A 22,253-nucleotide genomic window follows, 5' to 3' on the forward strand; every position below is an offset into this window, starting at 1 on the left:
TCCGGATGTACTATTATGCATTATTATGCAAAAATAATACATATAATTTACCCCGGTGTCTTCTTCTAATAAGATAGGCAAGAAACAGAATCAAAAAATCATGAGGTCAGGTATTAATAGATGAAGCCTGAAAAGCACCGTAAAATGTTAAGCAATCTGGAACTCGATATCGTAAAAAATGGCTTCTCATGGCTTTCTTCCCGGCAAATTGAACCAGTAAAGGAACTTGCAAGCACAGTGACGGCTCATGCGTTATGGGGGCTCAAAAACCCGTATGTTACCCGCCTGATCCTTAAAAAAGAATGTGATTCCTGGGATTCTTCAATACGGGATACGGCAAGAGCATGTTCAGCCCTTTCGACTGAAGGGATCGTATTCAGGGCATCGGAGAAGTGGCTTCTTTCCAGAAAAAAAGGAAGCTCGTGGAACGAAGATGTCTACGATACTGCTTATAGCCTTGGAGCCCTTGCTGATATGGAGGTTCCTGACATTGAAGGCTGTAACTGGCTGTATGAAAATTACGGTCCCGCATGGGAACAGGCAGGCACAACATCCCTTATTATCTCAGCCCTTAAAAAACAGGAGAAACTGACAGGAAACAGGGACTTTGAAAAATTTATCCGCGAAAGGGCTGAATGGGTTCTTTCAAAAAGAGGGCAGGACGGAGGCTGGGAACATATCTCTACAAGCAATCTGGCAATTCAGGCACTTATCCTTGCTGGCTTCAAAAAAGAACTTGAAATCTCTATCCACTGGCTTCTTGGAAAAGTCCGTGAAAGTGGAGCCTGGGGAAACAAAGAAGACGACATAAATGCGACAGCCCTTACCCTGAGCACGCTCGGGATGTATGAAAAGACTTGAACAGGAAAACTTGATTTATTTTTCTGTCCATTTTATTTTTTATCCGGAGATTTTATTCGCCTCCTTCATCCGAATTTTTCAAGAGAACCTGTAAAATGGCTTCACGGTTAAATTTTTATAAATATCTGCCGGCGTGAAACTGTTTTCCAAAAACTATAAATTGAAAGAGGAAATTTTGGTAAGTTTTTACCAATAAACATATATACTAAATAATATCATTTTATCATATCAATTAAGATTGCTATAGAGAAAAAAACAACCAAGGGATCATTATTCTATTTTATCAAGGAGGAAACCTGATCATGTAGATCGAATGGACTCTAAATCCGTTCAGCCGGGTTAGATTCCCGGGGTTTCCGCCACGTTTCTGAATCCCGGAATGGCACTTGCATAACATTCCACTGAGATTTTTTATAGAATCAGGAAGGGTTTTCCAGAGTCTATAAACTGTTTTTATCTCCTGGGGTATCCACCTCTTTTCCGGGTAGCTGTCAGCAATTGCTGGCTCCACGCTTATGTTCTGTAAGCCGGGGTTCTGAATACTGTTCTTGGAAATTATCCGGGTTTTAGTTCACCGAGGGGTAACACTATGGATAAAAAACCACTAAACACTCTGATATCTGCAACCGGGCTCTGGATGTCCAGGACCGGAACAATTCATAAAATAAAACACCACGAAGTCTCTCGAAGCAAAATCTATATTGAAATGGCATGCGGAGACCACCTTGTTGTAAACAACTCCAGGAGCAGCAGGACTGCAAGAGCGCTCAGGCACCACAAATACAGGAAGACCTGCAAACGCTGCAGGGTTTCGGATGAGGATCTCAATAAGTTCCTCACAAAGGCAAACGAAGACCAGACAAGCGTAAAAGTCAAGGTCGTTTCTGCCCCTACCAGAACGAAAAAGGCAATGCCAAAATCCGTTGCGAGAGCCCCGAAACCTCTTGAGAATACAGAAGCGGCACAGGCTCAACCTTCTGGATCTAAATTTTCACCTGCGATACCGGTTTCCACCCAAGAGTCAGTTTCTGTCCCGGCATCTGTTTCAACATCAATATCAAGCATTTCTACAGGAGCAACTGCATCCGCACTGGTAAAAGGGAATACGAACCCCATTACATCCATGTCTGCCCCTGTTCAGGCAAGTGCCCCCGCACTTACGAAGAGCCAGACTGACAGGCTTGAAGTCCTGTTAAACCCAAAAGATGAGATTTCCCTGAATTCCGGCAAGCCTTTCAGGGAGCTTGAGTCCGAATTGCTCTCTCGCAGAAAAAAAGACCTGCAGCAGATCTACGCGGAAGAAAGGGAGAATTATCTGGGGAAACTCGAGCGTGAAATTACCAGGTTCTTTGTGGACAGGGGTTTTCTGGAAATAAAATCCCCGATCCTGATCCCTCTTGAGTATATCGAAAGGATGGGCATTGATAATGATACCGAACTTTCAAAACAGATCTTCAGGGTTGACAAGAACTTCTGCCTGAGACCCATGCTTGCTCCAAACCTTTACAACTACCTGCGCAAGCTTGACAGGGCCCTGCCTGATCCAATAAAAATTTTTGAAATAGGCCCATGCTACAGAAAAGAGTCCGACGGCAAAGAACACCTCGAAGAGTTTACCATGCTGAACTTCTGCCAGATGGGATCGGGATGCACACGGGAAAATCTTGAAAGCATAATTACGGACTTCCTGAACCACCTGGGAATTGATTTCAAGATCGTAGGCGATTCCTGCATGGTCTATGGGGATACCCTTGATGTAATGCACGGAGACCTGGAACTTTCCTCTGCAGTAGTCGGACCCATACCGCTTGACCGGGAATGGGGTATTGATAAACCCTGGATAGGGGCAGGTTTCGGGCTCGAACGCCTTCTAAAGGTTAAACACGACTTTAAAAATATCAAGAGAGCTGCAAGGTCCGAGTCTTACTATAACGGGATTTCTACCAACCTGTAATAATCCTGGACCATGTAAGACACATCTAAAGATTCTCTGAAAAGCTGGAAGTATCAGAAGAAAAGTACCAAAACGGCGAAAATGGCGATAAATGATGATATAACTGGAAATAATCAAAGACCTTAATTCCGGGACTTAAAATGGCAAAAAGATCCGGATGGGGCTGACGCGAAAGGAATTTGAAAGTAAGGTTGTAAGGATAAAAAATTTTAAATCTATGAGAGGGTGAAAGTTTGATCCAGAAAATGGCAACCGAAGAACTTGACAGGTTCGGGGAGAAAATTATTGAAGGTTTTAAATTGTCTGATGATGACCTCAGGGCTCTTCTTTCTCTTGAATTCGAAGAAGAGCTGGAAAAGCTTTACTATGTAGCTAGAAAGGTCAGAAACTATTATTTCGGCAACAGGGTGTTTCTTAACTGTTTTATTTATTTCTCAACTTATTGTAAAAACCAGTGCTCTTTTTGCTACTATAACTGTAAAAACGAAATTAACCGCTACCGCCTGACCGGTGAAGAGGTTAAAGAGATGTGCAAAGCCCTGAAAGGTGCAGGCTTTCACATGATCGACCTGACAATGGGAGAGGATCCCTATTACTATGATGACCCTGACCGCTTCGTTGAACTTGTCAGGACAGTAAAAGAAGAACTCGGGCTTCCAATAATGATTTCTCCGGGAGTTATGGATGACAGCACCCTCCTGAAAGCCAGGGAAGAAGGAGCAAATTTCTTTGCCCTTTATCAGGAGACTTATGACCGCGAACTTTATGGAAAGCTAAGGGTAGGTCAGTCCTTCGAAGGAAGGTTTAATGCCCGCAGGTTTGCAAAAGAACAGGGGTACTGTATAGAAGACGGCATTCTTACCGGCGTAGGAAATGATATCGAATCAACTCTTATATCCCTGAAGGGGATGAAAGCAAACAATCCTGATATGGTAAGGGTAATGACTTTTCTGCCTCAGGAAGGAACTCCGCTTGAAGGTTTCAGCGATAGTTCAAAGCTTTCGGAGCTGAAAATCATAGCGATTCTCAGGCTCATGTTTCCTGAATGCCTGATACCGGCTTCTCTTGACCTTGAAGGCATAGACGGCATGGTGCACCGTTTAAATGCCGGAGCAAATATTGTAACCTCCATCCTCCCAGATTCACGCCTGGAAGGGGTTGCCAATTACGACCGCGGCATGGAAGAGAGGGACAGGGACGTTACAAGCGTTGTCAAAAGGCTGAAGGTTATGGGAATGGAACCTGCGCCGCAGGCTGAGTTTGAGAGAGTCCTGGGGTGCTAGCCTGAAAACAATATGCCTTATAGGCGGGAAGCTGCAGGGCTTCGAGGCTGCATACCTATCTAAGAAAGCCGGAATGAAAGTGCTTGTAATAGACAAAAACCCGCAGGCGCTTATAAGGAATTATGCGGATGAGTTCCAGTGTTTTAACATAACGGAAGAGCCGGAAAAACTCGTCGCGATATCAAAAAATGTTGATGCCATACTGCCGGTAAATGAAAACCTTGAATGTATAGAATTTCTGAATTCTATAAAAGAAAAATTCTCCTGCCCGGTACTTTTCGATTTTGAAGCTTACAGGATCAGCAGGGATAAGAGAAAATCAAAAGAATACTTCGCATCCATAGGAACCCCGACCCCTCAGGACAAACCGTCGGAACCACCTTATTTTGTAAAGCCTCCCTGCGAAAGCAGCAGTGTGGGAGCGAGAATAATCCATGACAGGAAAGAGCTTAAAGAGCTTGAGCCCGGGATGCTCATAGAAGAATACGTTGAAGGGGAAGTGGTCTCACTTGAGGTCATAGGGGATGGAAATAATTTTGCTGTGGTAAAGGAAACCCTTGTACATATCGATGACACCTATGACTGCCATATGGTGACCCCTCTCCCTCTAGACCCTTCCTTCAGGGAACTATCCTACTCCCTTGCAGCAAACCTGCCCTTAAAAGGAATTATGGACGTGGAAGCGATTTCCGGCCCCCTGGGGTTAAAAGTTATTGAGATAGATGCCCGTTTCCCGAGCCAGACTCCGACTGCGGTCTATTATTCTTCCGGGATCAACCTCATAGAACTCCTGTTCCGGGCTTTTAATGGAGGCATAGAAGAGATCAAAACTCTCCCTGAAGACAGGTACTGCATTTACGAACATCTCATGCTTGCAGAAAATGGAGTACTTATCCCTGTGGGAGAACAGGTCCTGTCCATGGGAAATGATTACGGCAATTATTATGAAGAACCTGGAATAGAGATTTTCCTGTGCAAAGGAGAGAACCCTGTATTCACCCTGGTTTTCTGGGGCAGAGACAGGGAAGAAGCTGAAGCTAGAAAAAACAAAGGGCTTTCGATTCTAAAAAGCCGTTTCGGAGCTGCTGCATAAAGCAGGAAGAATTTTTAGAATAAAAAGAGGTAAAAAAATGGCACTTTTAACCCCAGAAGACCTGGAAAATATTAACAAACAGCTTCAAGAAGCTGATTCTACTGTCCGCAGAGTTACAGGGCTTGATATAAAAGGTATCTGTAAAGATTTCTACGGCACAACTCCATGCTGTGAAAAAGTAGGTATCGTGCCTGTGACCTCAGGGAACGGGATCATAGGGAGCTTTTCCGAATCCCTGAATGCAATTGCCGGGTATTTCGGGTTTGACAGTTTTATTACTGATATGCCTGACGTCAGCGGATATTATGAGGCAGTAAAGAACGGAGCCCGGATCATACTTATGGCAGATGATAATACCTTCCTTGCCCACAACCTGAAAAATGGAAAAATCGCCAATAACCAGCCGTGTACAGGCATAATTTATGCTGAAATAGCTTCAAGATACCTGAAAGCCGATTCCAAAGAAGTGCTTGCCGTGGGTCTTGGGAAGGTTGGATTTCCGGGAGCAGCCCATCTCGTACAGAAAGGCTTCAAGGTTTACGGATATGATGCTGACAGAACCCTTCTAGAAAAAAGCGTTTCCAGCCTCGGAATTATACCTTTCAATCCCGTCAGCCCCGAAGGCGACAGGCAAAGGAAGTTTTCCATTATTTTCGAAGCAACCCCCTGTGCAGACACGATTCCGGAATCCGTAATTTCGGAAAACTGTGTGATTTCTACCCCTGGGATACCCTGTGCAATCTCAAAGGAGCTGCAAAAAAAGTGTGGAGTTGAACTTGTAATGGAACCACTGGGGATAGGTACAGCATCAATGCTGTATTCTGTACTCTAAACAGGAGAAAATCAATATCCTGAACAGGGATGAACCAGAGAAAAAAATGTAGAATAACACAGAGCAGGGGGCAGCTCGCCCCTCTGTTGTGAACTGGTGGTGTGAAATAACGTCGAATCAGGAATAAAAACTGTAGTTCTTCACTGATTAGATAATTTTTTTTGTTCAGTATATCGATCCTTAGCTTCCTGGATTACCTTGCGTGCTGTTTCCAGATCTCTCCACCCGTAAACCACCACGTCTTTTCGTTCCAAATTTTTATAAGTTTCAAAGAAATGTGTAATTTCTTTCAGTAAATGTGGAGGAACCTGTTCAATTGTTTTGATATAGTTCCATAGTGGGTCTCTCTGAGGGACACAGAGTATCTTTTCATCTCTTCCCTTATCATCTTCCATATCAAGCATTGCAACGGGATGTACATCTATTACACATCCAGGAAATGTAGGCTCCCACATCAATACCATGGCATCCAGAGGGTCACCGTCAAGTGCCAGGGTATCCGGGAAAAAGCCGTAATCACATGGGTATACGATTGACGAAAAAAGCATTCTGTCGAATCTAATGACTTTCCTTTCCTTATCATACTCATACTTATTCCGACTTCCTTGAGGAATTTCTATAAGTACACATTCAACCTGTCTTTCAGTCATGTCAATACTTCCTGCCTGTTGAACGCATCCCAAAATCGACTTAATTTTATTTTTGCCTCTAAACTTTTCGCTTGAAGATTAATAAATATTTTGAGAGGGTTCTCTGGCAATTTCCGGATAATTTCCAGATAATAACGCTTCTACGAATAGAAACAAAATATATAAATCATTGACATGGGACCAGAGAGATAATGAATATTAAATTTTAAAGATATAGTGAAAGACCATCGTCCTTTTCGCCCCGAATTGCGCATCGGGAGTACGCGGTCCTTTTCGCCCCGAATTGCGCATCGGGAGTACGCGGTCCTTTTCGCTTCGCTCAAGAGGACTGGTTGAGGGCAAAAAAAGTGGGAAATAATAAGTCCCACAGGTCTTATTTTGCTTTGATTCTCAGTTTTGTTATGTCAATTGCATTTTCGGGGCAGACACTGACACAGCGGCGGCAGCTTGTTCCAAGGCATTTCTGGCTGTCGTATTTTGCGGTTCTTATCCCATCGGTCTCGGTGATTTCCAGAGCGTTTTCAGGGCATTCTTCCATGCATTTCTGGCAGTAGATACATTTCTCTACGGGGACTTCAAGGATAATGCCTATTTCTTTCAGGAGGGCAAGACCGCCGACTCCTACCTGCTCTATATCCTTACTTACCCGTTTTTCTATACTAACGTGTTCAAGAGTTTCAGGGAGTTTGGGGAGCCCGTAGAGTTCAAGCATCTGGTTGTACATTTCAAGAGGCATTCCCATTGTCCAGTAAGAGAGTTCACACAGATAGAAGTTGTTGAAAGTATTGCTTGTTGCCATCATCAGGTGGTCAGCAGTGATCTTTTTTGCGATTTTGATGACATCATCAAGCCTGGACTTGTCAAGCACAAGTTCCCGCGCAAGGGCGAGAGAGGTGTTTCCGAACTGGACTATTTTTTTTGCATAACCCGGAACTGCACCAAGCCTGCGGGCATCTTCGGCGTCTACATAAGCTCCTGATGCCCCTGACATGTATGCGTATTCAAGATCTTCGTATTTAATTCCGGACTCCACTATGAGAGTCATGTGAGCGGCACGGATCGCACCTATTGCTTTTCCGGCTTCTTCGACATCCTTTTCAGTAATTTCAATCCCGGGGCCCAGAATCAGTTTCCCATTGGGGAGTTTTGGAGGCTTTTCAACCAGCCCGCTTCTCAGAGCCAGGGCAAAAGCCGAGATTACTCCCGTCCCTGTGATGCCTGCAGCTTCATATCCGTTCGTTTCTTTCATTTCGCCGGTTACAGGGTCAATAAGGTAAGCGTCCTGTTTTTCCATCTCATTATCGAGGACCATGACTTTCCAGTATTCGCCTTCAGGCTTTACGTCACAGATTGCCCCGGGGCTTGCAAGCATTCCCGAACTTATGCCCTGCCCCTCGATCGCAGGACCTGCCGCAGCACTTGCAGTTATTATCCTGTCGCCAACTTTGAGAGCCATTTCCGCATTTGTTCCATAATCCGTCACCAGTGCAGGTTCGGTCTGGATCAGAAAATCGGTTTCCAGCATCATGGCAAGGGCATCAGCTCCTATCTCATGTTTGATTGCCGGGGGTACGATGATTTCACAGCCGCGAAAAAAATCATCCCCGAAAATGTCCGAAGCCGGAAATACACGGGAATCTCGTGTTACATTCTGGACTCCGAGCATTTTCTGTTTGTTTTCTCCGGCATATGCAAGGTCCCTTATTTCGATGTTCTGAAAAAGAGAAAGCTGGATAGGGTTTCCGCAGACTGCGAGCCTTTCCACTTTTGAAAGGTCTGCATCAAATTTCAGGAACATCCTCCTGATGGTTTCAATAATCACTCCATGAGCCACGTCTTCCCCTGTTGTGATAGCAAAGTCCAGGTGGTCCATAACATTTCCTCCTGGCAGGGGGTGACCCATGGTAATAACTGTTTTTAAGGTCTCATCTGTTTCAAGGTCGATAAGCTGGGCTCTAAAACCGCTGGTACCCAGGTCAAGTGCAATTCCGTACATTTTTTACATCCTCCGGAAATATGGTATCGAGGCATCCCGGCACCATGGACTGCCCCGCAAAAGAATCGGATATGGTGAGTTACTTATTCTAATTCAACAAAGGGAAAAGGATACAATATTTTTATAACTTATGCAGTATATAAGTTAGTCCTCTCGATTTTCCTTAAATCTACTATTGTTTAAACCGGGAGAAGAATTCAGACATAATAAGACTCTGGAGAAATTAACCTTAGTTAAACGCCGGGCCTTTATATACATTAAAGTTTCCCCAGAAAAATGTTTGTAAAACAACTTTGCTTGTTTTAAGCGGATTTTCAACCGTTTCCGAATGAATAATTAGTGACTTTTTATAATAAAATCTTTAATTAAGGAATAATAATACATATTTATTTATAGTATGGGTTTTTGAAATTAGGGCTGTCTATAGAACTTAGAGAGGGATTATAGATGACAGAATATACACCAAAAGAAAGATTATACCGTGCACTTAGAAAACAGCCAGTGGACAGAATGCCTGCTGTTTGTTTCACACAGACCGGAACCGTCGAACAGATGGAAGCCTCAGGAGCCTTCTGGCCTGAAGCCCATGCGGACGCAGAGAAAATGGCAAAACTTGCGGAAGCTGGACATACAGTAATTGGTTTTGAGGCAGTAAGGGTTCCTTTTGACATTACGGCTGAAGCAGAACTTTTTGGCTGCGGGATAAAGGCTGGCGACCTGAAGCAGCAGCCGTCTGTTATAAAGCACAGCGTAAAGAACCTCGAAGATCTGGATAAGATCAAAAATTACAGCCTGGATACAGGCAGAATAGGCACAATCCTGAAAGCTGTAAAGATCCTTTCAGAAAAGTATGGAAAAGAACTTCCTGTTATCGGGTCCATGATAGGTCCTTTCTCCCTTGCCCAGCACATCAACGGAGATGCCTGGTTTGGAAACCTTTTCACAGGCGAGGACATTGTCCCTGCACTTCTGGACTTCTGCGCAGACTTCAACATAGCATATGCAAAAGCAATGGTTGAGAACGGAGCAGACACAATAGCCATTATCGACCCCACAGCAAGCTATGAGCTCATCGGCGGGGAGTTCTATGAGAAATATGCCCTTCCCTACCAGAAAAAGATCGTTGACGCCATGAAGGAGCTCGATGTCGCTACAGTCCTCCATATCTGCGGAAACACAACCAATGGCCTTGCAATTATGGACAGGACAGGAGTAAATGCTATCAGTGTGGACCAGAGAGTGGATATCAAGACCGCAACAGGCAATGTGGAAAATGCTATTATCGTCGGAAACCTCGACCCTGTAGCCGTACTCTGGAATGGAACTCCTGAGGATGTTGAGGCAGCCTCAAAGAAGGTGCTCGATGCAGGTGTCGGAATACTTACAGTTGGTTGCGGGATTGTAAGCATGACACCCAGTGCCAACCTTCAGAAAATGGTTGAGTGCGCTAAAAATTACAGGTACTGAGAGACGTACCGCCAGATATTTCAAATCCTGAAAACTTTAAACCAAAATGCCGGCTTCAAGCCGGCTTATTTTTAGTTTCAATTTTTCGATAATTTTCCTGATTTAACCTGTTTTCCTGAACTCAATCTGAAAAAATCACATTACCTGAAAAAATGATATTTTACCTGTCAGTCCATGATTTTTCCACAGGGTCTGCTCTCTTCCTCTACAGTTCAATTGGGGGGATTGGATCCAGTATTTAATATTTTCCTTTAAAATAAAATATAGATAAATGGATTTGAAAGCCAAAGATGCTTTGTATTTAAGAAAGTCAGGAAAATTTCAACATCCAATATATATATTTTTCTCTCGTCAGCCATGATGTGGGCATTTCTGGAAAAGAAGAGAGGAAAAAATACAATTTTTAGGCGACACAATCTGAAAAATCAGCATTTCAAATTATTTGTTATAATATATAATAATGAAATATAGTGTTCGTTTATATAGTATGATTTCTATTTTCTTTTTAGGAATTGACTCTGAATATTCAGGACAATTCCAGGCAGTTCCAGCAGGCTTACTGTTGGGAAATTTGGGATATGAGTGCTAATTCGACTGGGAAATAAATTGCAGTCTCCAGCAAGATTCCCCGGTAGCAATGTTAGGAGAAAAGAAATTATTCACAAGAACCCGAAATCCGGGTAAGAAATGGCAAATGGCAGTGGATAATTTCCGATATAGACAATCCAGAATACTGTGAAGGCTTTCCCGCGTTAAATGGCTGAATGAAAGCGCAGGACCTGCACATAAACAAAGAACCCCATGCGAACGCTTTTTTACTTAGCGGAGCTTGGGCTTGTGTCCAGCATAAACCTTTGCAATCTATTGTCTATTGAAGCTCTGCGTACATTGTACTGCCCAACGATACTGCAAAGAAAAGCCGTTTTCGACAGAAACGGAGGTTTAGTAAAAATGGCAAACCAAGAGATTTTTGACAAGTTAACCAATGCGATCGTAACTCAGGACATCGCAGGCTGCGCAAAGCTGACTCAAGAAGCCCTGGATGCAGGAATTTCCCCTCTTGACATTATCACAAAGGGCCTTTCCCCAGGAATGAAGATTATCGGTGACAAGTTCGAAGCTGCAGAGATCTTTCTGCCTCAGATCATGATGTCCGGAAAAGCCATGAGCAGCGCAATGGAAATCCTTACCCCCGAGCTTGAGAAGACCAAAGTAGAAGGAGAGGAAGGAACCGGGCTTGCAATCACCTTTGTTGCAGAAGGAGACATCCACGATATCGGTCACCGCCTTGTTACAACCATGCTCGGAGCAAACGGGTTTGATATCCTTGACCTTGGAGTAGACGTCCTTAACGAGACTGTTATTGAAGAGGCTGCAAAGCGCAAGGGACAGAAAATCATTCTTGTTGGCTCAGCCCTTATGACCACCTCCATGCTCGGCCAGAAAGACCTCATGGACAGGCTCAGGGAAGAAAACCTCAGGGACAGCGTAAAATGCATGTTCGGAGGAGCACCTGTATCCGACAAATGGATTGATGAAATCGGTGCGGACGCAACCGCAGAAAATGCTGCAGAAGCTGCAAAAGTTGCACTTAACATTATGAAATAAACCTGGGAGGCAAAAGCACATGACATTCAGAAAATCATTTGATTGCTACGACTTCTACGACAGGGCAAAAGTAGGAGAGAAGTGCACCCAGGACGACTGGGACCTTATGAAGATCCCTATGAAAGCAATGGAGCTCAAGCAGAAGTACGGGCTTGACTTCAAAGGAGAGTTTGTCCCAACAGACAAGGACATGATGGAGAAGCTCTTCCAGGCAGGATTTGAGATGCTCCTTGAGTGTGGTATCTACTGTACGGACACTCACAGGATCGTAAAGTATACCGAAGACGAAATCTGGGACGCAATCAACAACGTCCAGAAAGAATTCACACTCGGTACTGGCAGGGATGCAGTAAACGTAAGGAAGAGAAGTGTTGGCGACAAGAGGAAGCCAATCGTTCAGGGCGGTCCTACCGGGTCTCCAATCTCTGAAGAAGTTTTCATGCCAGTACACATGAGCTACGCTCTTGAGAGAGAAGTGGACACAATTGTAGACGGTGTAATGACATCAGTACGTGGAAAAGCTCCGATTCCAGGAAGCCCCTACGAAGTCCTCGCAGCAAAGACAGAAACACGCCTTATAAAGCAGGCATGCGCTATGGCAGGACGCCCGGGAATGGGCATATAGGGACCAGAGACTTCCCTGTCAGCTCAGGGAAATATATCCTCTGACTGCATGGGAGGCCAGATCTCATCAGACAGCCACGAAGTGTCACAGCTCAACGAACTCAAGATCGACCTTGATGCCATTGCAGTAATCGCACACTACAAAGGAAACAGCGACATTATCATGGACGAACAGATGCCGATCTTCGGAGGATACGCAGGCGGCATTGAAGAAACAACAATTGTTGACATTGCAACACACATCAACGCTTTTGTTATGAGCAGTGCAAGCTGGCACCTTGACGGGCCTGTCCACATCCGCTGGGGATCGACCAACACAAGGGAAACCCTGACCATTGCAGGATGGGCATGTGCAACTATTTCAGAGTTTACGGATATGCTCTCAGGAAACCAGTACTACCCGTGCGCAGGTCCGTGTACTGAGATGTGTCTCCTCGAAGCTTCAGCACAGTCTATTACAGACACGGCATCTGGAAGGGAAATACTTTCAGGTGTTGCATCCGCAAAGGGTGTAGTGACTGACAAGACAACAGGTATGGAAGCAAGGATGATGGGAGAAGTAGCAAGGGCAACTGCAGGTATGGAAATCTCAGAAGTTAACAAGGTCCTCAATGCTCTTGTGCCGCTTTATGAGAAGAATTACGCAACTGCACCAGCAGGAAAGACTTTCCAGGAATGCTACGACGTAAAGACAATTACCCCAACTGAAGAATACATGCAGGTATATGACGGAGCAAGGAAGAAGCTCGAAGACCTGGGACTTGTATTCTAAGCCGAATTTAGGCCTGAAATAATATTAAACTGATAAAAAGCCAGCAGATAGTCGCTGGCTGATTTTTTTTTGAAAAAATTCAGGCGAAACAATTATAAATATATATTTCGAGTTGTGTGGAAAATTTTTCACGAATAGTTGGACGAATACAAAAATTCGGAATAAAAAAGAGGGGAAAAAATGGATATCTGGACTGTTATAAACGGACTGATATATCTTCTGGCTTTCGGGCTGATGGCCTGGGTTCTACTTGATGCCAGCAGGGTTTCAAAAAGAAGGGGTTGATACGGCATGTCTGAACACAACGAAGCCGCCAACCTGGTAAAAACTCTGCGGCCTTTCCATATATGGGCTCTTGGAGTAGGAATTGTTCTGGTCGGAGAGTATATGGGCTGGAACTTTACTGTTGCAAAAGGAGGAATTCTTGGTTCTCTGCTTGCCATGCTGGTTGCAGGAACAATGTATGTAATAATTGCCCTCTGTGCCAGTGAACTCGGATCAGCAACCAAACTTGCAGGAGGACCTTATGATTGGGCGAGATTGTTCGTCGGACCCGGAGCAGCTGCCAGTGTAGGGCTTGCAGTATATATGGAATATATAGCCCTTGAAGCGGCGGATGCTATTGTTGTCGCATTTATTGCACAGAGCATCTTTCCGGAACTGCAGGTTTTTCCTGTAACATTGCTTGTAATCGCACTTCTTACCTTCATTAACTACCGTGGCGTTGTTGCGGCACTGACCCTTAACTTTGTCCTGACGATGATCGCTTTCATTGCAATAGTGGTCTTCTTCTTCGCAACTGCCTTTGGAGGAGTGAACATCCACCCTGAATATCTTTTCCAGGGAGCACTTCCAAACGGTATGATAGGACTCTTTGCAGCCCTGCAGTTTGGGCCCTGGTTCTATCTGGGAATAGAAGGAGCAGCAATGTGCGCTGAGGAATGTAAACACCCATCAAGGGCAGTACCTCTCGGACAGCAGGCCGGGATGATCACACTGCTTGTAGGAGCGGCAATGACACTCTATTTATGTTCCGTGCTGATCCCGACTGACCTTCTGGGAGTTTCCGTATATCCACTCTTTGAGGCTGCACAGAACAGCGGCATATTTATATTCATCGCCCTGCTCGGGCTCGGGACATTCCTGACATGTGTTGCCAGTGCAAACGGATGTGTCTGTGACTCTTCACGCTCCTGGTTTGCCCTTTCCAGAGATAAATATGTGTCTTCCTGGTTTTCGGCAGTGCACCCGAGGTATAACACCCCATACAGGGCAGTGATTTTCACAATGCCCGTTGCGATAGGCTTTGCATTCAGCGGTTTCCTTGACCAGGTAATTACTTTCTCCATTGTCTCGGGTCTTCTCTGCTATGTACTGATTCCTTTCTCCCTGATACGTTTCAGGAATCTCTTCCCGCAGACTACAAGCAAGGTCAGGCCTTTTGCAGGTCCTCTTCAGCCGTATATTGCTTACTTTGCAATAGCAATCGCAATTACCATTCTTTCAACGCTGTTCTGGGGCTATAAATACAACCTGATCTTTGCCTTTGTGTTCTACGGCATTGCGTACTTCTACTTCAGCCACAGGCACAAGAATTCGAACATCGAAAACAACTGGGCTGAAATGGGCTGGCCATTACCCAATGGTTCGGAAAATGGAAGGATAGGAAAGGAGGCGGTAGGTTTTGGAGACGAATAACCGGGAACTTGAAAGCAAATATCACAGCAAACTCAATGGAGATACGCTCCTTGTCATTGGCATGCTTGCTTTGCTAGTGGGCGTGGAAGGGTTCATAATATACAGGATTCTTTCCGAGACCTGGGAAATTGCTTCCGGTTTCTTTTACCTCTACGTAATCTTCATAGGTCTGATCGTTTCGATCGAGGCTATCGGATGCCTGAGGGTAAGAGAGTCTATCAAAGCCCACATGTTCGAGTTCAAATACTACGATTGAGGATGAGAAGATATGACACAAAAGAATGTTATTACAGAGGTCTTTGATATCGTGTTTATCTTTGTCCTCGCCTTCGCCTGTGTGGTTATTCCCACAGTACTCCAGGGAGCTGTGCTCGTTTCCTGGGAAGAAGGAGGAGCAGGGATAGGATTTGTCTGGGACCCGGTAGGCTTCTTCAGTTTCTTGCTTGTGATAGTCGCTTTCTTTGCAGTGATCCTGTATCACTCAGTAAAACATTACAGGTATTGAGAGACTGAAAAAATTAAAAGAAAATAAAAAATAAAATATTGCAAAAAACCGAAATATTGAAAGAATACTGGAAACTTTAGCTGAAAGTCTGCCTGATGGGGAGATCAGGCAGACGACACCTTTTTTGCATTGGAGAACGGCAGAAATCCCGTTTTTGAGCGTATTTAATCCTGCCGCATAAGCATGTCTCCCTGAAAAGAGGGAATTATTCAGGGAGCGATGGAGGGATTTTTTTGTGGATTTTCTTTGGAAGACCCGAACTGGCTTCTACTTAAAGGAGTACAGGCTTTTAACCTTCTTCAGAAAGCACAGCCACCATTCAGGTGTCTCCTGAGGTCCAGGTCTGCACCTCCTTTGAGAAGTATAGTTAAGCTCCTTAACTCCTGAGAAACACAAGTTTCCGGTCGTTTACAATAGAAGATTTAAACTAATAGTATATAAAATTTGTGTCAATGAAATTGATTAAATGAAAATAGTATATATATTTTTCTATTTGAGCGAAATAGTCAACGGAAGTACTTATATAAGATGCCTGATCAACTCTCAAAAAGAGGGAAAGGTATAAAAAGAAGAAGCACACATCCAAAATAAATTTAAAAAAGGAAAAGAACGTCGAGAAAATATAGAAGCTATTCAGTTTTGGGCTCTGTAGAAATCCTCTAGATACTATTTTACCCAAAGATTTATAAAAATAAAATCGTAAAAATGCTCCTTATTTTTTGTCCCCACAAAAAACGAGGAGCGATCCCTATTGTCATCAAATAAGTATATTAAATTTATTGATCTAAGTCTTAAGACGGTTCAGTCTTCTAGACTGAACCTCTATTCTTGCAAATACTCAAAATGTGTTTATACTCAACATCAGCTTCTTGTTCTTGTTTTGCTGAAAGAGTATATAACTACAGACTATCGTGATTTTGTAGAACTTATTGACCTTATGAGTAATATAAAAGAAAACTTGATCTTGATAAGGGTCCTCATTACACTACTCTTCAAAAGTTTGTATCCAGAATTCCTTCCTCATTACTTAACCTAATTTTATCAAAAACTCTAAAACTATTTTATTCACATGGAGAAAATGCTTCTATTACAGCAATTGATGCAACTGGGTTTACGAGTTCTTATGCAAGTCATTACTACTCTCGAAGAACAGGGAGACTCCGAAGGAGCTTCCTGAAAACTTCAATAGCAGTAGATACAGATAAAAAACGCACATGATATTTTTGGAATAACATGCCCAAAAAATGAAAGTCCTTTTCACTTAGCTTTTTTGATAATAGAACTCCATCATTACCTTTGGACAGGAAGGTTGTTTTTACTTTGGTTCTCCGAAGCCGTCAAAAAACTAACCATTGAATTGCCATCGAAGGCCCAGATGTGACCTTGATCACGGATGCCAAATTGCCTTTGAAGCAATTCTACTGTCCTGGAAATGATGGAGTAATGTAAATTGGACGGAGAAATAAACAAATCTTGTGGTTTAGACATTCACAAACGTTTTGTTATTGCTACTATCCTCAGTAGATCCGGTGAAAAACAACAACATCGTTTTGCCAGAGATGATGATGGGATTTTAGATCTTAAAAATTTGGTAACCTCTGAAAAATGTGATGTTGTTGCCTGTGAATCAACAAGTGATTTCTGGGTTCCGATTTATGAGGCATTGATAGATCATTTGCCTGTTATAGTTGGAAATGCTCGAGATATGAAAGCATTTACACATAAAAAAACAGATAAAATAGATTCCGAAGTAATTGCAAAACTTGCATTGAATAAGATGGTTCAACCATCAAGAGTTTTTCCGAAGAAACATAGAGAATTCAGGTCATACGTCAGGCTTCGCCTAACTCTTGTAAGAAAAAGAACGGACATTAAAAATGAAGCTCATGCAATTCTTTCCTCCGAAATGTTACATCTGGGTGATGTTCTGACTGACATTTTTGGAAAAAATGGTAGAGCAATTCTAGCAGGAATCTCTTCAGGTAAAAATATTGATCAAATTATAGAGTCGCTTTCTCCAAATGTTCGGAAAAAGAGTGTTCAGATAAGGGAAATTCTGGATAGAGAAGTATCACAGAGTGCTGCAATAAGGCTTCAGATATGTCTGAAATCCTTATAAAACATTTAGATGAAGAAATTGAAGTTCTTGAAAGAGAAATTTTCAATTATGCTTATCAAAAGCATAAAAGGGAAATGGAAATTTTGATGTCAGTTCCAGGTATTGGAGAGCTTGGTGCGGCAACTCTAATTGCTGAAATAGGAGATTTCAGGGATTTTCCAACGGGAGATAAACTTGCTTCATGGCTTGGAATAGTTCCTAATGTGTATCAATCTGCAGATAAATACCATAACGGAAGAATCACTAAGAGAGGATCAAAAGTAGCAAGGTGGATTCTAACTCAGATTGCTCAAGCAGCAGCAAGAAAGAAAAATAGCAGATTAAAGGAGTTTTTTAACAGGAAAAAGAAGACAATTGGATATGCTAAGGCAATTATTGCCTTAGCAAGGAAAATTGCAACAATAATATGGCATTTGATCACAAACGATGAGATGTACGAAGATGAAACAGGATACCAAAAGGGAGAAGTTAAAAAGAGAAAGATTGTTGAGGCAGACATATTCTCGGTTGATGAAAGGATAACAATAATTAGTGGAATTATCGCAATTATGGGAAAAAAGGAAGGAGAGAGTACGTGATGAGTTTTCTCATCATGGACTTTCATGCCAAGTAATATTAGGATGGAAAATCAGTCAAAAACGGATCATGATGTCAAACATGCAAAAGCTCTATGCAAAAGCTCTGCTAAGACAATCAAACAAGTTAAGGAAATCAGAATGTTACGTGATGGATAAAGGATATGATTCTGAAAAAATTCATGAATTAATTAGAGGAGAAATAAAAGCAGACTCAATTATACATTTAAGAGTAAGAAAAAGGGAGAGAATAAAAGGAAAATATAGAAGACAGCTACATTTAACCTTTGATAAAATCAGATACAACAAACGGAATATAGCAGAAGCGACATTTTCTGTTGTCAAAAGAAAGTTTGGAGAAGTACTCAGGGCAAGAAAATACTTTAATCAGGTCAAGGAAATAAAAATTAAACTAATAGTGTATAACATAAATAAAAAAGTTGTAGAAATAATTTACATCAAATAAGATTTCTACAGAGCCTCTCATTGTAATCTATTTAGATGACGATGGATTTTTGAGATATTTGTCTACACTTATGACGACATCTGTGTAGATAAAGTTCTCTAGGATAAATGAATCAATACCATTAGGTCTTTTACCGTCGACAGAGTTCCATTTGCCTGTATGTATTTTTCGCTAGACCCGAATCATCACATTTTTATCCTTCAATATAACCAATGCCTACTGTCAAAACCTTTTCATTCGCTTCAAGATCATTTTTTACTCTAGTTGCATCACTCTTTGAAATCCAACTCCTTTGTTTACTCGGATCAGATGACCCATTTACAAAATAGACAAAACACAAGACAGAATTTTTCACCTGAAGATCATTTTTTTCTATTATCTTTTAATAACAAATATACTCAGGCATTACAATTAAAACATTCTCATTCATTTCAAGCTCATTTGTTATTCTATTTGCATCTTTCTCCGTAATACAGTTCTTTCCTAGAACATCATACCTGGTTGAATTATCTCTGTAACTAACTAAGCACCAGACGAAAGTTTTCACCTGAATGTTATGTCTTTTCAGTATCTCAAGAAAATTTTTATCATGGATGGCTTGTTCTGTTACCGGATATATAACATAATCTCCCTTTGTAAAAGAAGGGGAACCAGAATCAGTCCAGTTTTTATCTTTTTTCAATCCGTCTTTTACTACATCAGGCATATCATCTTTGTCCACCTTTATATAGTATTTATAACCCCCATTATCACTATTGCAATCTATGCTATAGTTTAATGTCATATTGTAGTTTTCAAGAATGGCTTTAACTTCCGGCTCAGTTGTTCCATTTTCAAATTGAATAAGAAAACTGTCTATTTTCACCTCTCGATTCGTGGGTGCTTGCATATACCCATAAACTACTACAAGAACCAGAAAAACGGTAAAAACAGCTATTTTCCCATTGATCTTACTCATATTCTTTACCTCTAAAAAAGATGAGGAGTCTTAACTCCTCACATATATACGGTGAGTGTCCTCCCCAAATGCTTCCCAATAAGCATGACCAACTGGCCAGGGATCATTGATGCGCAAATAAGATGTCAGAAAACCATTATCTTGGTACCCACAACAAACTCGAGCATGAGTAGGTGTCCCGCTCATGAATGGTCCATGATCTTCAATTTCATTAACAACCGTATCCCAATATATAACAGTAGTCGTCTTAACGGAGTTAGGTTTATTCATTCCGCTACTTGACTTGTAATAAAGTAATGCATTAGTATCAGTAACTCCATTAGGGGCTACCCCATTCATCATAGCATATATAACATTTTGGGTAGGTCTTACATCGTTATAGTATTTGGTAAGCATTTGAGCACTTGCTGGCTGACAGTAGTTTGCCCAAGTGTTTTATTGGCACCAATGTCGATTCTACCTATTAGGTTGGTATTTTTATATACCGAAAATTATTAAAATAATTTCTGACCGTTTATATCATAAAGCTCAACCGGTTTGGGATCAATAGATGCCCCTGTCCAGTTTTCAAAGCCTTGTGTGTTAGTTGCGATAAAGTGTATCATGTTTGCATTAGCAGCTTTAAGGCTTCTTCAGCAGTTACAGAATAATCTTTTTCTTCCTGTGCACTTACGGCTGGTATTAACGCCACACCAACCAGCATTACCAAAAGAAGTATTCCTATTGTAATTTTGTTCTTAACCATATTTTTTCTCCTGTTTAGCACCCAGGAGGCAGAATCAGGCAAGCTTAAATATTCGCACCTAACGTAATCACTGCCTTTTAGGGCATATTTTATGGAGTTCGGATGATAGCTGGAAAATACTTTTGAACTCCATAAACTCCTTTTTACTAAATCCTTTATAAGTTTTCTGTGTAAATTCTCAAATAATTCGATTTTCGAACTGATTTTGAATCTGAAACTAGTCCTTGACCATTATCTGTTGGATGATTTGGCTAGAAACTTTATATCCTACATTCGGCAGGTTAACGTAATTAGAGATATATATTTTCATATTTCTCTCCCATTAGACTCAATATCTTCCAGTGAATCTCCTCCATATTCAATATTTCTGACTTCATTTTTCCTTTTTTCTGAGAAATAAGTTCTGTAATTCCTTGGAACTTGAAAAATATCCATCTCATTGTAGGTCTTTTTGTTGGTTTCCCTTTTTGATCTGGCACCGTTTCATTTTCTGTTTCTAATTTAATTCTCAGTTTCCATTCTGCAATAGAATAAATCATTAAGCATAGAACCATTATCATGGTTAATGCTTCAATTCTTCCTTTCTTCTTGAGGTAGACTTTCGATATGCTAAATGTATCACTTTTCAAGAATCTGAATCCTTTTTCTACATTGTCCTGTCCTTTGTAATACTTCAGCATCTCTTCAGGAGAAAGACTGATATCATTACTTGCAAGAATGAAAAGTCCCATTTTCTCCATTTCTTTCAAAACAAAAGCATCATTAACCTTTATGATGCCATCAATCCTGAAATAAGTCTTTAATTCTTCATCTTTTGAAGGTCTGCCTTTTTTACCCGATTCACGTTTTTTAATGGATTTCACATCTACCTTTTCAAATGAAACAGAAGGAAAATCTTGAATCCATTTCTCTGCGGCTTTTAATGCATCCTCTTCGCAGAAGAAGTCCTCTACTTTCAGCTTTTTAAAAGACTTCTCTGCTTTTTCTACCTCTTTGTCAAGCTTCGTCCTGAAAGTTCCCTCTTTCTTCTCTTTCATCTTGTGAGAAAGCAACAAAACCCACTTTTGTTTGATTCCGCCATATTCCACAAAGGTTTGATAGAATGAGTACCTCTCATCACTTTTTAGCTTTTGCAGGTTCAGATTTGCAGCTAGCAGTTCCTTTGCCTCGGTAATTGTTGCAGGAACACGACTTATCCAGAAAGACGTCCCTATGTTCTGGATATTATTGTCTGTATAAAAGGAACTATCAGCGACATAGTAAACTTTGCTTTCAGGTCTTAAAACTGATTTGAGAGACGTTATTGCTTCCAGAATTGTGTTTTTGTCTGAAGCATTTCCTGAATGTGTATTCATGAAAAGAGGTATCCCATGTTGATTAACAATCAAGCTCAACACAAATTGTTTGAGATCCCATCGTCCGTTTTTAGGAATTCCAAAAGTAATATCAATAGACTCAGTTTCTTCGTCGTCATAATCACCAAAAACGCTGACACTTGTAGTGTCAGCGTGTAAACAGTGGACAGGAATAGGTAGACGAGCCATAATGTGAAGAGCAATTTCCGTAAACAGTTTTGTAGGGCCATATTTTACGATTCTGTCAAGAGTCTCTCCGATAGCATATTGATTCAGGTCTTCTTTTATTATACCGTCTCCAAAGAGCCTTTCAGTAGAAACGTTTTTGAAAAAATCAGGAAACAGGTACAGACGTTGCCCTATAAAACCAAGGCCATTGAGTACCATGGCAAGGATGCAGACTGAGTGAGGAACATTATGATTCCGTTCTTTAGGAAGTTTCTCATCGATCAGTTTGTCAACTTCAAGTTCTCGGAAAACTCCAGCCATAAGACCGAGGTGACCTAAGAACCTTGTACGTTTTAAGGAGGATTCGACTCTTCTACTGCTGTTTTTCTCTGCCATGGGATTACCAAGAGAGAGATATAAAATTAATGATATTAATTTATAGGTTTACCTGCCGAAAGCAGGTTATATATGGGTACTTGATTGAGGTCATATTCGATGTTATTATATAATCAAAAGTAGCACAA

At 41.7% G+C, this 22,253-nt stretch carries 18 protein-coding genes and 4 pseudogenes; 14 read left to right on the forward strand and 8 right to left on the reverse strand.

Annotation, left to right across the window (positions count from 1 at the left end; translation table 11 throughout):
- Positions 1–120 precede the first annotated feature (120 nt).
- Positions 121–861 (forward strand): prenyltransferase/squalene oxidase repeat-containing protein, encoded by a 741-nt coding sequence (locus MSMAS_RS17115; RefSeq protein WP_011033393.1) that lies wholly within the window; start codon positions 121–123, stop codon positions 859–861.
- 283 nt (positions 862–1,144) lie between these two features.
- Here MSMAS_RS17115 and MSMAS_RS17120 read toward each other — a convergent pair whose 3' ends face one another.
- Positions 1,145–1,372, reverse strand: coding sequence for a hypothetical protein (locus MSMAS_RS17120; protein ID WP_011033392.1), 228 nt, complete (start codon positions 1,370–1,372; stop codon positions 1,145–1,147).
- 78 nt (positions 1,373–1,450) lie between these two features.
- Here MSMAS_RS17120 and pylS point away from each other — a divergent pair, with 78 nt between their 5' ends.
- The 4 genes from pylS to pylD all read left to right on the forward strand — a co-directional run bounded on the left by pylS (position 1,451) and on the right by pylD (position 6,023).
- Positions 1,451–2,815 (forward strand): pyrrolysine--tRNA(Pyl) ligase, encoded by a 1,365-nt coding sequence (pylS, locus tag MSMAS_RS17125; protein ID WP_011033391.1) that lies wholly within the window; start codon positions 1,451–1,453, stop codon positions 2,813–2,815.
- 233 nt (positions 2,816–3,048) lie between these two features.
- Complete coding sequence (gene pylB / locus MSMAS_RS17130) at positions 3,049–4,098, forward strand: methylornithine synthase PylB (RefSeq protein ID WP_011033390.1); 1,050 nt, start codon at positions 3,049–3,051, stop codon at positions 4,096–4,098.
- The gene (gene pylC, locus MSMAS_RS17135) at positions 4,076–5,191 is read left to right on the forward strand and encodes a 3-methylornithine--L-lysine ligase PylC (RefSeq protein WP_011033389.1); all 1,116 of its coding nucleotides are present in this window, start codon (positions 4,076–4,078) and stop codon (positions 5,189–5,191) included. The genes pylB and pylC overlap by 23 nt, the downstream gene beginning before the upstream one ends.
- A 37-nt stretch (positions 5,192–5,228) precedes the next feature.
- Positions 5,229–6,023 (forward strand): 3-methylornithyl-N6-L-lysine dehydrogenase PylD, encoded by a 795-nt coding sequence (pylD, locus tag MSMAS_RS17140; RefSeq protein WP_011033388.1) that lies wholly within the window; start codon positions 5,229–5,231, stop codon positions 6,021–6,023.
- Positions 6,024–6,163: 140 nt separating this feature from the next.
- On the opposite strand, the gene MSMAS_RS17145 is transcribed toward pylD, so the two are convergent.
- Positions 6,164–6,673, reverse strand: a complete 510-nt coding sequence (locus MSMAS_RS17145; RefSeq protein ID WP_011033387.1) for an inorganic diphosphatase — start codon at positions 6,671–6,673, stop codon at positions 6,164–6,166.
- Positions 6,674–7,046: 373 nt separating this feature from the next.
- Complete coding sequence (locus MSMAS_RS17150; RefSeq protein ID WP_048046859.1) at positions 7,047–8,669, reverse strand: methylamine methyltransferase corrinoid protein reductive activase; 1,623 nt, start codon at positions 8,667–8,669, stop codon at positions 7,047–7,049.
- A gap of 447 nt (positions 8,670–9,116) precedes the next feature.
- On the opposite strand from MSMAS_RS17150, the gene mtbA reads away from it, so the two are divergent.
- From mtbA to MSMAS_RS17195, 9 genes and pseudogenes are all read left to right on the forward strand, one after another.
- Positions 9,117–10,136, forward strand: coding sequence for a methylcobamide:CoM methyltransferase MtbA (gene mtbA, locus MSMAS_RS17155; protein WP_011033385.1), 1,020 nt, complete (start codon positions 9,117–9,119; stop codon positions 10,134–10,136).
- A gap of 951 nt (positions 10,137–11,087) precedes the next feature.
- On the forward strand, positions 11,088–11,744 hold the full coding sequence (locus tag MSMAS_RS17160; protein ID WP_048041216.1) for a methyltransferase cognate corrinoid protein: 657 nt from the start codon (positions 11,088–11,090) through the stop codon (positions 11,742–11,744).
- Positions 11,745–11,763: 19 nt separating this feature from the next.
- Positions 11,764–13,140, forward strand: a pseudogene (locus MSMAS_RS19115) (monomethylamine:corrinoid methyltransferase).
- A gap of 291 nt (positions 13,141–13,431) precedes the next feature.
- Positions 13,432–14,838 carry an APC family permease gene (locus tag MSMAS_RS17175; protein WP_011033381.1) on the forward strand — a complete coding sequence of 469 codons (1,407 nt, stop codon included), beginning with the start codon at positions 13,432–13,434 and terminating at the stop codon, positions 14,836–14,838.
- Positions 14,825–15,094, forward strand: a complete 270-nt coding sequence (locus MSMAS_RS17180) for a hypothetical protein (RefSeq protein ID WP_011033380.1) — start codon at positions 14,825–14,827, stop codon at positions 15,092–15,094. The genes MSMAS_RS17175 and MSMAS_RS17180 overlap by 14 nt, the downstream gene beginning before the upstream one ends.
- 12 nt (positions 15,095–15,106) lie before the next feature.
- Positions 15,107–15,343 carry an efflux RND transporter permease subunit gene (locus MSMAS_RS17185; protein ID WP_011033379.1) on the forward strand — a complete coding sequence of 79 codons (237 nt, stop codon included), beginning with the start codon at positions 15,107–15,109 and terminating at the stop codon, positions 15,341–15,343.
- 751 nt (positions 15,344–16,094) lie between these two features.
- Positions 16,095–16,543: pseudogene (locus tag MSMAS_RS19655) on the forward strand (IS5/IS1182 family transposase); the annotation flags it as partial.
- 250 nt (positions 16,544–16,793) lie between these two features.
- A pseudogene (locus MSMAS_RS17190) lies at positions 16,794–18,040 on the forward strand (IS110-like element ISMma5 family transposase).
- A gap of 67 nt (positions 18,041–18,107) precedes the next feature.
- The gene (locus tag MSMAS_RS17195) at positions 18,108–18,503 is read left to right on the forward strand and encodes a transposase (RefSeq protein WP_080503038.1); all 396 of its coding nucleotides are present in this window, start codon (positions 18,108–18,110) and stop codon (positions 18,501–18,503) included.
- 193 nt (positions 18,504–18,696) lie between these two features.
- Here the strand turns inward: MSMAS_RS17195 and MSMAS_RS19975 are convergent, their stop codons facing one another.
- The 5 genes and pseudogenes from MSMAS_RS19975 to MSMAS_RS17210 form a co-directional block, all read right to left on the reverse strand.
- The gene (locus tag MSMAS_RS19975; RefSeq protein ID WP_080503037.1) at positions 18,697–18,882 is read right to left on the reverse strand and encodes a UPF0228 family protein; all 186 of its coding nucleotides are present in this window, start codon (positions 18,880–18,882) and stop codon (positions 18,697–18,699) included.
- A gap of 3 nt (positions 18,883–18,885) precedes the next feature.
- Positions 18,886–19,461, reverse strand: coding sequence for a UPF0228 family protein (locus tag MSMAS_RS17200; RefSeq protein ID WP_011033374.1), 576 nt, complete (start codon positions 19,459–19,461; stop codon positions 18,886–18,888).
- A 30-nt stretch (positions 19,462–19,491) separates the two neighbouring features.
- Positions 19,492–19,857: a hypothetical protein gene (locus MSMAS_RS19660; RefSeq protein WP_011033373.1), complete on the reverse strand. Its 366-nt coding sequence runs from the start codon at positions 19,855–19,857 to the stop codon at positions 19,492–19,494.
- Positions 19,858–19,880: 23 nt separating this feature from the next.
- A pseudogene (locus MSMAS_RS19980) lies at positions 19,881–20,206 on the reverse strand (C39 family peptidase); the annotation flags it as partial.
- 290 nt (positions 20,207–20,496) lie between these two features.
- Positions 20,497–22,125 carry an IS1634-like element ISMma4 family transposase gene (locus MSMAS_RS17210; protein WP_011032876.1) on the reverse strand — a complete coding sequence of 543 codons (1,629 nt, stop codon included), beginning with the start codon at positions 22,123–22,125 and terminating at the stop codon, positions 20,497–20,499.
- Positions 22,126–22,253: the final 128 nt, after the last annotated feature.

This window comes from Methanosarcina mazei S-6, from assembly GCF_000970205.1.
GTDB lineage: Archaea > Halobacteriota > Methanosarcinia > Methanosarcinales > Methanosarcinaceae > Methanosarcina > Methanosarcina mazei.

Bases quoted from the DNA above. Each gene is read 5' to 3' on its own strand.
- MSMAS_RS17115 (WP_011033393.1), top strand. From the start codon at position 121: ATGAAGCCTGAAAAGCACCGTAAAATGTTAAGCAATCTGGAACTCGAT.
- pylS (WP_011033391.1), top strand. From the start codon at position 1,451: ATGGATAAAAAACCACTAAACACTCTGATATCTGCAACCGGGCTCTGG.
- pylD (WP_011033388.1), top strand. From the start codon at position 5,229: ATGGCACTTTTAACCCCAGAAGACCTGGAAAATATTAACAAACAGCTT.
- MSMAS_RS17145 (WP_011033387.1), bottom strand. From the start codon at position 6,673: ATGACTGAAAGACAGGTTGAATGTGTACTTATAGAAATTCCTCAAGGA.
- MSMAS_RS17150 (WP_048046859.1), bottom strand. From the start codon at position 8,669: ATGTACGGAATTGCACTTGACCTGGGTACCAGCGGTTTTAGAGCCCAG.
- mtbA (WP_011033385.1), top strand. From the start codon at position 9,117: ATGACAGAATATACACCAAAAGAAAGATTATACCGTGCACTTAGAAAA.
- MSMAS_RS17160 (WP_048041216.1), top strand. From the start codon at position 11,088: ATGGCAAACCAAGAGATTTTTGACAAGTTAACCAATGCGATCGTAACT.
- MSMAS_RS17175 (WP_011033381.1), top strand. From the start codon at position 13,432: ATGTCTGAACACAACGAAGCCGCCAACCTGGTAAAAACTCTGCGGCCT.
- MSMAS_RS17185 (WP_011033379.1), top strand. From the start codon at position 15,107: ATGACACAAAAGAATGTTATTACAGAGGTCTTTGATATCGTGTTTATC.
- MSMAS_RS17195 (WP_080503038.1), top strand. From the start codon at position 18,108: ATGATGTCAAACATGCAAAAGCTCTATGCAAAAGCTCTGCTAAGACAA.
- MSMAS_RS17200 (WP_011033374.1), bottom strand. From the start codon at position 19,461: ATGAGTAAGATCAATGGGAAAATAGCTGTTTTTACCGTTTTTCTGGTT.
- MSMAS_RS19660 (WP_011033373.1), bottom strand. From the start codon at position 19,857: ATGCTTACCAAATACTATAACGATGTAAGACCTACCCAAAATGTTATA.
- MSMAS_RS17210 (WP_011032876.1), bottom strand. From the start codon at position 22,125: ATGGCAGAGAAAAACAGCAGTAGAAGAGTCGAATCCTCCTTAAAACGT.